Raw genomic sequence first — 12,625 nt, forward strand, 5'->3', positions numbered from 1 at the left:
ATGGCCCCCATTCCTGGCTCCGGCCTCGCCAAGGGCCTGGCCGTCACCCTCCGCACGATGACGAAGAAGACCGTCACCGCGCAGTACCCGGACGTCCAGCCCGAACTCCCGCCCCGCACCCGTGGAGTCATCGCCCTCTTCGAGGAGAACTGCACGGTCTGCATGCTGTGCGCCCGCGAGTGCCCGGACTGGTGCATCTACATCGACTCCCACAAGGAGACGGTCCCGGCCGCCGTTCCGGGCGGCCGCGAGCGCAGTCGCAACGTCCTCGACCGCTTCGCCATCGACTTCTCCCTGTGCATGTACTGCGGTATCTGCATCGAGGTCTGTCCTTTCGACGCGCTGTTCTGGACCCCGGAGTTCGAGTACGCGGAGACCGACATCCACGAACTCACCCACGAACGCGACAAGCTCCGCGAATGGATGTGGACCGTCCCGGCCCCGCCCGCCCTCGACCCCGGCGCCGAGGAGCCCAAGGAGATCGCGGCCGCCCGCAAGACCGCCGACAAACTCGCGGCCGAACAGGCGGCCGAGGCCGAGCGAGCGGCCGAGGCGACCGAGGCGGCGCAGGCCGAAGACGCCGGGCGGCCGGAGCCTCCGGTCACACCCTCCTCCGGACCGCAGGAGGGACAGTCGTGACCTTCGCAGCAGCCACGGCCGCGGCGGCCCACGCGGCCACCGCCGTCGCCGCCGAGCACCACGGCTTCCTCTCTCCCACCGGGGTCGAGATCGCCTTCCTCCTCGTCGGCCTGCTCACCTTCGGCGCCGCGGTCGTCACCGTCACCACCAAGCAACTGGTGCACGCCGCTCTGTGGCTGGTGGTCGCCCTCGGCGGCCTCGCCGTCGAATACCTCCTGCTGACAGCCGAGTTCATCGCCTGGGTGCAGGTCCTCATCTACGTCGGTTCCGTCGTCGTCCTCCTTCTGTTCGGTCTGATGCTCACCAGGGCCCCGATCGGCCGCTCCCCGGACGCCGACTCCGGCAACCGCTGGGCAGCCCTGACCGTGGCACTCGCCTCGGCCGGCACCCTGGTCTGGGTCGTCGTCGACGCGTTCCGTACGACCTGGGTCGATCTGAACGGTGCCGCCGCCGGTTCCACCGAGGTGACCGGAGCCAGCCTCTTCCAGAGCTGGGTCCTTCCCTTCGAAGCGCTCTCCGTTCTCCTCCTCGCCGCTCTGGTCGGCGCGATCGTCCTCTCCCGCAAGGCGAAGGCGGACACCGCCGCGGTGACCAAGACCGCCACCACCCCGCGTGTCCCCGGAAGCCGCGACGGCGAGCAGGACAAGGAAGGTGTCCGCTGATGCACCTCGCCTATCCCGCCGTGCTCGCCGCCCTCCTGTTCTGCACGGGCCTGTACGGAGTCCTGGCGCGCCGCAACGCGATCCTGGTCCTGATGTCCGTCGAGCTGATGCTCAACGCCGTCAACCTGAACCTCGTCGCCTTCGACGTCTGGCTCTCCAGGGCCGCCCGCGACACGCTGCACTCCGGCCAGGCCCTGACCCTGTTCACCATCGCCATCGCCGCCGCCGAGATCGGCATCGGCCTGGCGATCGTCCTCGCCGTGTACCGCAACCGCGGCACCTCGGACATCGACAAGCTCCGCGACACCGCCGAGGGCCACGGCCCCGACGACCCCGACAGCGATGCCCCCGCGGCCGAGAAGGCTGAGGCCACCGCGTGACCACGACCACCCTCGCCGTCCTCGTCCCCCTCCTTCCCTTCCTCGGCGCGGCCGCCGGGCTCCTCCTCGGCCGGACGGCACCGGGCTTCGTCCGCCCGCTCGCCGTCCTGCCCGTCCTCGCCTCGCTCGTCCTCGCCGTGACGGTCGCGGTCGACCAGGGCGGCGGCCAGGCCATCGACTCGCACACCGAACTCACCCCGACCGGCTCGGTCCCCATCGAACTGGGCCTGCACATCGACGGCTTCGCCGCCCTCGTCGCCGTACTCGTCGGCGTCGTCGCCACCTGTGTGCAGATCTACTCGACGGGCTATCTGCGCGACGACTCGCGCTACCCCTCGTACGCCGCTCTCGTCTCCCTGTTCACCTCCGCGATGCTGCTCGTCGTCTACTCCGCCGACCTGATGGTGCTCCTGGTCGGCTGGGAGATCATGGGCATCTGCTCGTACTTCCTGGTCGGCCACTACTGGGAGACCCCGGAAGCCCGCGCCGCCTCGCTGAAGGCCTTCCTGGTCACCAAGCTCGGCGACGTCCCCTTCCTCATCGGTCTGTTCGCGCTGGCCACCGACGCGGGCTCCTTCCGGATCACCACGGTCCTCGGCACCGTGGCGAGCGGCGGACTGCACCACCCGACCCTCGTCGCCCTCCTGCTCCTCGCGGGCGTGGCGGGCAAGTCGGCACTGTTCCCGCTGCACACCTGGCTGCCCGACGCGATGGCGGGCCCCACACCCGTCTCCGCGCTGATCCACGCCGCGACGATGGTCGCCGCCGGTATCTACTTCGTCGCCCGGCTCCTCCCCGTCTTCCAGGCATCCACGGCCGCGATGGTCGTCCTCGCCGTCATGGCCGGTGTCACGATGGTCGGTTCGGGACTCGCGGCACTCGCCCAGGACGACATCAAGCGGGTCCTGGCCTACTCGACGATCGGTCAGCTCGGCTACATGGCCGGTGCCCTCGCCGTCGGCGACCGCGGTGCCGCCGTCTTCCACCTCCTCGCTCACGGCGCCTTCAAGGCGCTGCTGTTCCTCGCCGCCGGCGTGATCATCCACGCCTCCGGCACCAACTCGCTGGCCGCCATGTCCCGGATGAAGGACCTGCGCATCCGAGTCCCCGACGCCTTCTGGACGATGACCGTGGCGCTGCTCGCACTCGCCGCGATCCCTCCCTTCAGCGGCTTCTTCTCCAAGGAGGCCGTCCTCGGCGCCGCCGAGCACGTCGCCACCGGTCACACCGAGCAGGCCCCCGGTGCCGCGGGCTGGATCGTCCTGGTCACCGGGCTGGTCACCGCCGTCCTCACCGCCGCGTACGCGACCAGGCTGTGGCTGCTGGCCTTCCGCGGCCACGGAGCCGAGGCCCCCGACCACGGCAGGCAGCCGGTCACCATGACGGCCGTGCTGTGGGTGCTCGCCCTCCCCTCGCTCGCGTTCGGCCTGGCGATCGGCCCGCTGCCCGACTGGTTCGACGGCCGCGACCTGACGCCGGTCCTCACCACCTCCGTACTCGGCACGGGACTCGCCCTGGTCGGCGGGATCGTCACCTACGGAGCCTGGCGGCACACCACGGCGCTGGCGGCCCGCGTCCCCCTGGGCGCGGTCGCGGCCCACCCGGACGCCGACGCCGGACACGTCGAGGCCGAGGCCATCGCCGCCCACGAACCCGTCTTCGGTGACGTCGCCCACGCCCCCGACCCGGCGGACCCGGGCCGGCTGCTGCTCGGCCCGCTGCACCGCCACGCGGCCGTAGGCTTCCACCTCGACACCGTGTACTCCGTGCTGTTCGTCCGCCCGGTCCAGGCCGGAGCCTCGCTCGTCCGGTTCCTCGACCGAGAGGTCGTCGACACCTACGTACGCGGCGCGGGCGCCCTACCCCGCTGGCTCGGCACCGCCGTAAGGCGTGCGCAGACCGGCAACGTGCAGACCTATGTGAGCGCGCTGCTCGCCGGCACCGTCGTCCTGGTGGTCGCCGCCCTCCTCGTCGCCACGGGAGCGTGAGCAGGCGTGATCGATATCAGTGAATCCGTGATGCAGATTCTTCTCGCGTTGATCGTCGTCGGCCCGCTCATCGGGGCCGCCGCCGCCCTTCTTCCGGCCCCGCCGGGACTGAAGGGGAAGTCGCCCGAACAGGCGGCGCTGCGGCACGGCGTGACGGTCACGGGCGTGGTCCTCATCGCCGCGATCGTCCTCGCGCTCGGCTTCGACCACGACCACCCGTCGAAGATGCAGGCAACGACGGACATCAGCTGGATCCCCGCACTCGACGTGCGGATCCACCTCGGCGTCGACGGCATTTCCCTCCCCCTTCTGGTCCTGGCCGCGCTGCTGACCTTCCTCTGCGCGCTGTACTCCTACTTCAAGATGCCCGCGGGCCCGACCCCGAAGGCGTTCGTCGCACTGCTGCTCGTCCTCGAGTCCGGCACACTCGCGACCTTCGCCGTCCTCGATCTGCTGCTGTTCTTCCTCGCGTTCGAGACCGTGCTCATCCCGATGTACTTCCTCATCGCACGGTGGGGAGGCGCCCAGCGCCAGGCCGCGGCCTGGAAGTTCATCCTCTTCACCCTGCTCGGTTCGGTCGTCATGCTGCTGGGCCTGCTCCTGATCGGAATCAAGGCGGGCACATTCGACATGGTGGCACTCGCCACTGACAACGGCCGGTCGCTGAGCACATCCGTGCAGGTCACCGCCGTTCTGGCGATCGGGATCGGACTCGCGGTCAAGACGCCGATGTGGCCGCTGCACAGCTGGCTGCCCGACGCCCACACCGCCGCCCCGACCGTCGGCTCGGTCCTGCTGGCCGGCGTCATGCTGAAGATGGGCACGTACGGGTTCGTCCGGATCCTGCTGCCCATCACCCCGGACGGATTCCGGACCTTCGCCCCCTACCTCGCGGCCTTCGCCGTGGTCGGGATCATCTACGGTTCCCTGGCCTGTCTGGCCCTCGCCAAACAGGGCGCGAAGGGCGACCTCAAACGGCTCATCGCCTACTCCTCCGTCGGGCACATGGGCTTCGTCCTGCTCGGCATCTCGACGATGACCCCGACCGGCGTGAACGGCGCGCTGTTCGCCAACATCGCCCACGGCCTCATCACCGGCCTCCTCTTCTTCCTCGTCGGAGCGCTGAAGGACCGCACGGGCACCACCGACCTCGACACCCTCGCCGAGGGGTCCGGCGCCGCGTTGTACGGCAAGGCACCGCGCCTCGGCGGCCTGCTGGCCTTCGCCGCCGTCGCCTCGCTCGGGCTGCCGGGCCTCGCCGGGTTCTGGGGCGAGATGCTGGCCATGTTCGGCGCGTTCGAGCCCGCCGCCGGCCTCAGCCGTCCCGCCTATCTGACGTTCATGACGATCGCCGCGTTCGGCACGCTGCTCACCGCCGCGTACATGCTCGTCGTCGTACGCCGTGTCTGCATGGGCGCGACACCTCGGGAGACGCCGAAACTCCTCGACGTCCAGACCTACGAGTTCGCCGCCTGGACGCCGCTCGTCGCCCTCACCGTCGCCGCCGGTCTGTGGCCCCGGGCCCTGCTCGGCCTGACCGACCCGGCCGTACAGCAGCTCCTCGCAGGAGGCAACCGATGAGTTCCCTGGTCCAGTCCGTCGACTGGCTCGCCATCGCGCCGCCCACTCTCGCGGCGGTCGTCGGACTCGTCGTGCTCGTCACCGATCTGTTCATCGGGGACGCGCGGAAGGCCGTACTCGGCTGGATGTCCGTCGCGGGCCTCGCCGCGTCCGCGCTGTTGCTGCTGCCCCTCCGGGACGGCGACCGGGCCACGTTCTGCCTGACGGGCGCCACCGACACCTGCAGCTACGTGGCGGACCGCTTCACCCTGGTCATCCAGCTCCTGGTTCTCGGCGGCGCGCTCCTCGTCGCCCTGCTGTCGGTCACCGCCCTGAAGGACGCCGACAGGGAACTCCCCGAGGGGGAGTACTGGTTCCTGCTTCTCTCCTCGGCCGCCGGCGCCGCTCTCCTGCCCGCCTCGCGCGACCTCGCGACCCTCATCGTCGCCCTGGAAGTCGCCTCGCTGCCCGCCTTCGCGCTCGTCGGCATCAGACGCGGCGACAAGAAGTCCTCGGAAGCGGCCCTGAAGTTCTTCCTGTCCTCCGTCACCGCGACCGCGGTCAGCCTGATGGGTGTCAGCTTCGTCTACGCGACGACCGGCACCCTCTATCTCACCCGGATCGCGGACCGGATCCAGCACGTGGACGGACAGTTCCACACCCTGGCCCAGACAGGCGTCGTCCTCACCCTCGTCGGCTTCGCCTTCAAGACGGCCGCCGTGCCCTTCCACTTCTGGGTGCCCGACACCTACGTAGGGGCACCCCTGCCGATCGCCGCCTACCTGTCGGTCGTCGGCAAGGCCGTCGGCTTCTCCGGGATCATCCTCGTCACCGTCGTCGCCTTCCCCTCGTACGCGGACGTCTGGGGCCCGGCGCTGGCGGCGCTGGCGGCCCTCACCATGACAGTCGGGAACGTCGGCGCCCTGCGGCAGCAGGCCACGCGCGCGTACAGCGCGGTGCGGCTGCTCGCCTGGTCCTCCGTCGGCCAGGCCGGCTACCTCCTGGTCCCGATCGCGGCCGCCGCCTACTCCAAGGACGCCCAGCAGGCCATCGGTTCCACGGTCGCGTACGCCCTCATGTACGCCGCCGTGAACCTCGGCGCCTTCGCCGTGGCCGCTCTGGTGGCCCGCCGAAGCCCCCTGAACCGCATCAGCGACTACCGCGGCCTGTACGCCCAGAGCCCCCTGTCCGCGCTGGTCCTCGGCTTCTTCCTGCTCTGCCTCGCGGGTCTGCCGCCGGGCATCATCGGCCTCTTCGCCAAGGTGACCGTCTTCTCGGCGGCCGTCGACGCGGGGCTCGGCTGGCTGGCCGTCGTCATGGCCGTCAACGTGGTCATCGCGCTCTTCTACTACCTCCAGTGGACGGCTCTGCTCTTCCGCGCTCCCGAAGGTGAACCGGGCACGCACCGCGCACCGGTTCCGCTCACCGCGGCCATCGCCCTGACGGCCGTCCTGGGCGTCGTCCTGTCCGGGGCGCCCCAGCTGATCCTCCGCTTCTCGGAGACCGTTCTCTTCTGAAGAGCCATCCCTGAAGCGCCATCCCTGGAGCGGCTCTTCAAAGCGGAACGCGCGCGCGTGGACCGCCGTCCGAATCACCCGGACGGCCCACGCGCCGGGCAGTGCGCACAAGGGAACTAGTGCTTCCCGTCTGGCGTTGACCAGTACGGGAGGGTCCACTGAAGAGTGGAAGCAGAGCATCAGCAAGCAAAGGGTTCCCCCGCCGCACGACTTGGAGGGCTACCGTGCACCGCCGGCACAATGGGCTCAGGACAGCCGTACTCCTCGGGGGACTGTCCGCACTCATCATCGTCATCGGCAGCTTCTTCGGACGCACAGGCCTGATCGTCGCGCTGTTCATCGCGATCGGGACGAACGCGTACGCGTACTGGAACAGCGACAAGCTGGCTCTACGCGCGATGCGCGCCCGCCCGGTGAGCGAGTTCGAGGCCCCGGCCCTGTACCGCATGGTCCGCGATCTCTCGACGCAGGCCCGCCAGCCCATGCCGCGCCTGTACATCTCGCCGACGGAGGCTCCGAACGCCTTCGCGACGGGCCGCAACCCGCGCAACGCCGCCGTGTGCTGCACCGAGGGGATCCTGCGCATCCTGGACGAGCGCGAGCTGCGCGGCGTCATCGGTCACGAGCTCAGTCACGTCTACAACCGCGACATCCTGATCTCCTCCGTGGCCGGCGCCCTCGCTTCCGTGATCATGTTCCTGGTCAATTTCGCCTGGCTGATCCCCGTCGGCCGGTCCGACGACGACGACGGGCCCGGCATCCTCGGGCTGCTCCTGGTCATGATCCTGGGCCCGATCGCCGCTTCCCTCATCCAGCTCGCCATCAGCCGCTCCAGGGAGTACGAGGCGGACGCGTCCGGTTCCCAGCTCACCGGCGACCCCCTCGCCCTCGCGAGCGCGCTGCGCAAGCTCGACGCGGGCACGAAGCAGCTTCCGTTGCCTCCCGAGCCGCGCATCGAGACGGCGAGCCACATGATGATCGCGAACCCCTTCCGCCCGGGACAGGGAATGTCAAAGATGTTCTCTACGCATCCGCCGATGGCGGAACGCATCGCCCGGCTCGAGCAGATGGCAGGTCGTCAGCAGTGAAGACAATTCTGAACGTCATTTGGCTCATCCTGAGCGGCTTCTGGCTGTTTCTCGGGTACCTCGCCGCAGGCATCATCCTGTGCATCACGATTATCGGAATCCCGTTCGGTATTGCCGCGTTCCGTATCGGCATCTACGCGCTGTGGCCGTTCGGCTATACGACGGTGGAGCGCCACGACGCCGGCGCTCCGTCCTGCATCGGCAACGTCCTGTGGCTCGTCCTCGCGGGCTGGTGGCTGGCCCTGGCCCACATCGTCACGGGCATCGCCATGTGCCTGACGATCATCGGCATTCCGTTCGGCATCGCCAACTTCAAGCTCATCCCGATCTCGCTGTTCCCGCTGGGACGCGAGATCGTACGCACGGACGAGCCGTTCGCGGGGCGTTAGCCGTACGGGACCACACGCCGTACTCCTCGCCGGAAACGGGGCCGACGTCCGTCTCGCGTGAGGGTTTTCCACAGGCTGCCCGATTGTCAGTGGCGCGCTGCATCATGAAGCCATGACCGAAATCGAGCAGTTGCTGGCACGGGTCGCTACGGAGGCCCGCAACACCCGTCCGTGGGGCTGGCCTTCGCTCCCGGCGCCCGTGGGCCCGGCAGAGGTCGCCCGCGCCGAGGCCGTCCTCGGCTTTCCCCTGCCCGCACTGCTCGCCTCGCTCTACCTTCGGATAGGGGACGGCGGATTCGGTCCGGAATACGGCCTGTTGCCCCTGCTCGACGGCCAGCCGTCGGGTGAACCGGCGGCTGTTCCGCAGTACCTGGCCAGCCGCGAGAGCGGCCGCAAGGACCCCGACTGGCCCTGGCCCGAGGGCGTCCTGCCCATATCCCACTGGGGCTGCGGAATGTACGCGTGCGTGGACTGTCAGAGCCCCGACGGCACGGTCCTGCTCTTCGAGCCGAACGCCGACCGGGCCGACCACGCCTGGTACGTGGACGCACCCGACCTCGCGACCTGGCTGCTCGCGTGGCTGGAGGGAACGGGCTGGTACGAGGAGTCCAACGACGACGGGGACCTCCCCCTCTGGTCCGACTTCCCCATACGCACGACGGCGACCCGGGCTTCCTGACTCCTGCCCGCCCGAACGTGCCGAGCGGGGCGGCCACTGTCCGCCCGGCGATGCACGACAGTTCACGCCGCGCGCTGATCCACGGGGGACCACGGGACAGCGCTCAGCGCGAAGCCGCCCACAGTCCTACGCCGTACGCGGCCGCCCCCACCGCAAGCACGGCCGCGCCGACTACCACCGAAACCCCCGGCAGCGCGCAGGCCAGCGTCACGCAGCCGAGGAGGCCCAGCACCGGCACGACCCGCGACGCCGGGGCCGGACTCAGCGTCCACGCGGAGGCGTTGGCGATCGCGTAGTACGCCAGCACACCGAAGGAGGAGAAGCCGATCGCGCCGCGCACGTCCACGGTCGCGGCCAGCACGGCGACCACCGTGCCCACGGCCAGTTCCGCCCGGTGCGGGACCTGGAAGCGCGGATGCACGGCGGCCAGGGCGCCCGGCAGACGACGGTCGCGGGCCATGGCCAGCGTGGTCCGTGAGACACCCAGGATCAGGGCGAGAAGCGAGCCGAGCGCGGCCACGGCGGCGCCCGCCCGCACGACCGGCACGAGTCCCGGCAGTCCGGCAACTCGTACAGCGTCCGCCAGCGGCGCCGGGGCAAGCCCCAGGCCGTCCGTTCCGAGCACCGAAAGGACAGCGACAGCGACCGCCGCGTACACCGCCAGCGCGATGCCCAGAGCCAAGGGGATCGCGCGCGGAATGGTGCGCGCCGGATCGCGTACCTCCTCGCCGAGGGTGGCGATCCGCGCGTACCCGGCGAACGCGAAGAAGAGCAGCCCGGCCGCCTGAAGCACCCCGCCCGCGCCGGACGACAGTCCGATGCCCAGCCGCCCGGCATCGGAGACGTCGGACCCGAGACACCCCACCACCACGGAAGCGAGGACCCCCAGGACCACCGCCACGATCACCCGCGTCAGCCAGGCCGACTTCTGCATGCCGCCGTAGTTCACGGCGGTCAGCGTGACCACCGCGGCGACCGCCACCGCGTGCGCGTGCGCGGGCCAGACGTACGCGCCCACGGTGAGTGCCATCGCCGCACAGGAGGCCGTCTTGCCGACGATGAACGACCAGCCCGCCAGATATCCCCAGAAGGCCCCCAGACGCTCGCGCCCGTAGACGTACGTGCCGCCGGAAGCGGGGTACAGGGCGGCCAGCCGGGCCGAGGACATCGCGTTGCAGTAGGCGACGACGGCGGCGACCGCGAGCCCGAGCAGGAGCCCGGATCCGGCCGCCCGTGCGGCGGGACCGAGCGCGGCGAAGATCCCCGCACCGATCATCGAGCCGAGCCCGATGACCACGGCGTCGCCGACTCCCAGCGTGCGGCGCAACTCGGGACTGGACGGTGTCATGCGCCGCACCCTACTGATCGCCGCAACCGGCGGGAGCCACACCGACGTCCTGTTCATCAGCACGGCGTCGACACGACATCGGCACCCGCGCCCCGTACCGCATACGGACAGCGCGGACAGCACAGACAGCGCGGACACGGCCGGCCCGGACCGAAGTCACAGGGCCGGGACAGCGTGAGTACAAGACGGAAGGGCAGGCTCAGAACATGGGCATCATCAGCTGGATCATTCTGGGGCTGCTGGCCGGCGCCATCGCCAAGTTCCTGCTCCCGGGGCGCGATCCGGGAGGCTTCGTCGGAACGACCGTCATCGGTGTCGTGGGCGCGTTCGTCGGCGGCTGGATATCGGCCCGCTGGCTGGACCACCCCATCAGCAAACACTTCTACGACGGTGCCACTTGGGCCGCCGCCATCGGCGGCTCGCTCGTACTGCTGATCCTGTACCGCGTCCTGTTCGGCGACTCGCGCCGCTGACCCGGCGGCGCCGGGATCGCGGCCGCGGGTACGAGGAAGGGTGGACACCGGGGGTGTCCACCCTTCCTCTCCTCGTACCGTCGGCACGCCATCGCGCGGGGTGTCGGCAGGCGTCCCGCAGGTCGTTCTACCGGTAGTTCACGTACTGCAGGGCGAAGTCGAAGTCCTTGCCCTTGAGGAGGGCCTGAACGGCCTGCAGGTCGTCGCGGCTCTTCGAGCTGACCCGCAGCTCGTCACCCTGCACCTGGGCCTTCACGCCCTTGGGGCCCTCGTCGCGGATGATCTTCGCAACCTTCTTGGCGTTCTCCTGGGAGATGCCCTCCTCGATCGTCGCGAAGATCTTGTACTCCTTGCCGGAGAGCTGGGGCTCACCGGCGTCCAGCGACTTCAGCGAGATGCCTCGCTTGATCAGCTTGGTCTCGAACACATCGAGGATGGCCTTCACCCGCTCCTCGGCGTTCGCCTCCATGAGGATCTTCTCGCCGGACCAGGAGATGGAGGCGCCGACGTTCTTGAAGTCGTAGCGCTGCGAGATCTCCTTGGCGGTCTGGTTGAGGGCGTTGTCGACCTCCTGCCGCTCGACCTTCGAGACGATGTCGAAACTGGAGTCGGCCATGTCCTGTGGCTCCTTGTATCGGGGTGCGTAGGGGCGGCCGTCGAGCCCGGCGTAGGCTCCGGCCGCATCCGCATAAGCCTAGCCACCCCCCTCCCCCCAAGCGTCGATCAATTGGGTGGCGAAGCATCCCCGAGCATCAGGTATCGTTTACGTCGTTGCCAGGGAGCACCGCGAAGGCGAGGCTCAGGGCAGCAACCCCGGCGGTGTGCCCGAGTGGCCAAAGGGAGCAGACTGTAAATCTGCCGGCTTAGCCTACCCAGGTTCGAACCCTGGCGCCGCCACATGAAGGTAAACCCCCTCCGACCTGCTGACCGCAGGTCGGAGGGGGTTTCTTCGTTCCCGCTCCCGCTCGATTCGGCGTGGACGGGAAGTGGACGTGTCTCTCCTCGTACCGCCTGAATCCCGCCTCTGATCAGTGTGTGTCTCCCAGGTGTCCCCCGCGGGAGAGCATGATCACTCCGGCTCGTACGTCCCTGCCGGGGTGGTGTCGCCGGCGGCGACACGTATGCCCCACGCACGGGTGCCGACCGAATCGGCGACGGCGCCTTGGGCGTTGGTCATCCGGATACCGGGCGGGGTGCCGGGGAACGGGAGACGCGGTCTACGGCCGCTCAGCTCAAGCGCGCGGCCAGGCAGCCACCAACGCCTCGCCGGAGCCGGTCACCAAGGGCAAGTCGATCACCGTCACGGGCAAGGTGACCCGGGCGAACTGGAGCACGAAGAAGTGCGACGCTTACAGCGACCGTACGGTCAGCCTCCAGTTCCGCGCCAAGGGTGCCGAGACTTCCGGACGGTCAAGAAGGCCACCACCAGCAGCACCGGGGGCTTGAAGGTCACCGTCACCGCCTCGGCCGACGGCTACTACCGCTGGGTGTACTACGGCGACTCGACGACCGGCGTCGCCGCCGGCGCGGCTGACTGTGTCGACGTGCGCTGACTCCCTCGATGCGGGGGCGGGATCTCGCCGCCCCCGGCCTTGGCCGGCATGACGCGGATGACCCCGCCAAACCGCGTGGCCACCCATGCCTTCGGCCGGGCCGAACCGTATGGGTGGCGGTCGAAAATGGCGGGTGGAAATTGTTGCCGCGGTCGATATCGCGATTGCGGTCTGTATTGCCGGCGACCTGGCCGCGAAGAAGCGTAAGAAGGCCTTCTGGGCGCGTACGGATCCTTTGAAGGGTTCCGCGACCAGTTCCGCGACCAGGTCGACGCGGAACGCATCCAGGGGTCCGGAGGGCCAGTGGTGACGTCGCCGCCGTCAAGGGGCGGCCCGTGGGGGCCACCCC

General features: G+C 69.7%; 12 protein-coding genes, 1 tRNA gene and 1 pseudogene. 12 read left to right on the forward strand and 2 right to left on the reverse strand.

What is annotated here, in order from left to right; all coding sequences use genetic code 11:
* The 9 genes from OG485_RS25460 (at position 1) to OG485_RS25500 (ending at position 8,902) form a co-directional block, all read left to right on the forward strand.
* Positions 1–639, forward strand: coding sequence for a NuoI/complex I 23 kDa subunit family protein (locus tag OG485_RS25460; RefSeq protein WP_328670862.1), 639 nt, complete (start codon positions 1–3; stop codon positions 637–639).
* Entirely contained in the window at positions 636–1,301 is a 666-nt protein-coding gene (locus tag OG485_RS25465; RefSeq protein ID WP_328670863.1) for an NADH-quinone oxidoreductase subunit J family protein, read from the forward strand. The genes OG485_RS25460 and OG485_RS25465 overlap by 4 nt, the downstream gene beginning before the upstream one ends.
* Positions 1,301–1,681 carry an NADH-quinone oxidoreductase subunit NuoK gene (nuoK, locus tag OG485_RS25470; protein WP_328449337.1) on the forward strand — a complete coding sequence of 127 codons (381 nt, stop codon included), beginning with the start codon at positions 1,301–1,303 and terminating at the stop codon, positions 1,679–1,681. The genes OG485_RS25465 and nuoK overlap by 1 nt, the downstream gene beginning before the upstream one ends.
* Positions 1,678–3,669: an NADH-quinone oxidoreductase subunit 5 family protein gene (locus OG485_RS25475; RefSeq protein ID WP_328670864.1), complete on the forward strand. Its 1,992-nt coding sequence runs from the start codon at positions 1,678–1,680 to the stop codon at positions 3,667–3,669. Before nuoK ends, OG485_RS25475 begins: the two co-directional genes overlap by 4 nt.
* A 6-nt stretch (positions 3,670–3,675) precedes the next feature.
* Positions 3,676–5,250: a complex I subunit 4 family protein gene (locus OG485_RS25480; RefSeq protein WP_328670865.1), complete on the forward strand. Its 1,575-nt coding sequence runs from the start codon at positions 3,676–3,678 to the stop codon at positions 5,248–5,250.
* Positions 5,247–6,746, forward strand: coding sequence for an NADH-quinone oxidoreductase subunit N (locus tag OG485_RS25485; RefSeq protein WP_328670866.1), 1,500 nt, complete (start codon positions 5,247–5,249; stop codon positions 6,744–6,746). Before OG485_RS25480 ends, OG485_RS25485 begins: the two co-directional genes overlap by 4 nt.
* A gap of 224 nt (positions 6,747–6,970) precedes the next feature.
* Complete coding sequence (htpX, locus tag OG485_RS25490) at positions 6,971–7,834, forward strand: zinc metalloprotease HtpX (RefSeq protein WP_328670867.1); 864 nt, start codon at positions 6,971–6,973, stop codon at positions 7,832–7,834.
* A complete protein-coding gene (locus OG485_RS25495) occupies positions 7,831–8,223 on the forward strand; it encodes a YccF domain-containing protein (protein ID WP_328670868.1) in 393 nt (130 codons plus the stop codon). The genes htpX and OG485_RS25495 overlap by 4 nt, the downstream gene beginning before the upstream one ends.
* Before the next feature lie 112 nt (positions 8,224–8,335).
* Positions 8,336–8,902 (forward strand): SMI1/KNR4 family protein, encoded by a 567-nt coding sequence (locus OG485_RS25500; RefSeq protein WP_328670869.1) that lies wholly within the window; start codon positions 8,336–8,338, stop codon positions 8,900–8,902.
* Between the two features lie 103 nt (positions 8,903–9,005).
* Here the strand turns inward: OG485_RS25500 and OG485_RS25505 are convergent, their stop codons facing one another.
* Positions 9,006–10,250, reverse strand: a complete 1,245-nt coding sequence (locus OG485_RS25505; RefSeq protein ID WP_328670870.1) for an APC family permease — start codon at positions 10,248–10,250, stop codon at positions 9,006–9,008.
* A 206-nt stretch (positions 10,251–10,456) separates the two neighbouring features.
* On the opposite strand from OG485_RS25505, the gene OG485_RS25510 reads away from it, so the two are divergent.
* Positions 10,457–10,723: a GlsB/YeaQ/YmgE family stress response membrane protein gene (locus OG485_RS25510; protein ID WP_326786102.1), complete on the forward strand. Its 267-nt coding sequence runs from the start codon at positions 10,457–10,459 to the stop codon at positions 10,721–10,723.
* A gap of 127 nt (positions 10,724–10,850) precedes the next feature.
* Here OG485_RS25510 and OG485_RS25515 read toward each other — a convergent pair whose 3' ends face one another.
* Entirely contained in the window at positions 10,851–11,339 is a 489-nt protein-coding gene (locus OG485_RS25515) for a YajQ family cyclic di-GMP-binding protein (RefSeq protein WP_326786101.1), read from the reverse strand.
* A gap of 199 nt (positions 11,340–11,538) precedes the next feature.
* Between OG485_RS25515 and OG485_RS25520 the strand changes: the two genes are divergently transcribed.
* Positions 11,539–11,620 (forward strand) — tRNA-Tyr (locus OG485_RS25520).
* A gap of 298 nt (positions 11,621–11,918) precedes the next feature.
* A pseudogene (locus tag OG485_RS25525) lies at positions 11,919–12,276 on the forward strand (hypothetical protein); the annotation flags it as partial.
* Between the last annotated feature and the right edge of the window lie 349 nt (positions 12,277–12,625).

The sequence above is a fragment of the Streptomyces sp. NBC_00328 genome (assembly GCF_036139655.1).
In the GTDB taxonomy this organism is placed as follows: Bacteria; Actinomycetota; Actinomycetes; order Streptomycetales; family Streptomycetaceae; genus Streptomyces.

What these genes read in the sequence shown, in the direction of transcription:
- OG485_RS25515 (WP_326786101.1), bottom strand. Translation starts at nt 11,339, where the DNA reads ATGGCCGACTCCAGTTTCGACATCGTCTCGAAGGTCGAGCGGCAGGAG.
- OG485_RS25485 (WP_328670866.1), top strand. Translation starts at nt 5,247, where the DNA reads ATGAGTTCCCTGGTCCAGTCCGTCGACTGGCTCGCCATCGCGCCGCCC.
- OG485_RS25460 (WP_328670862.1), top strand. Translation starts at nt 1, where the DNA reads ATGGCCCCCATTCCTGGCTCCGGCCTCGCCAAGGGCCTGGCCGTCACC.
- OG485_RS25510 (WP_326786102.1), top strand. Translation starts at nt 10,457, where the DNA reads ATGGGCATCATCAGCTGGATCATTCTGGGGCTGCTGGCCGGCGCCATC.
- OG485_RS25505 (WP_328670870.1), bottom strand. Translation starts at nt 10,250, where the DNA reads ATGACACCGTCCAGTCCCGAGTTGCGCCGCACGCTGGGAGTCGGCGAC.
- OG485_RS25500 (WP_328670869.1), top strand. Translation starts at nt 8,336, where the DNA reads ATGACCGAAATCGAGCAGTTGCTGGCACGGGTCGCTACGGAGGCCCGC.
- nuoK (WP_328449337.1), top strand. Translation starts at nt 1,301, where the DNA reads ATGCACCTCGCCTATCCCGCCGTGCTCGCCGCCCTCCTGTTCTGCACG.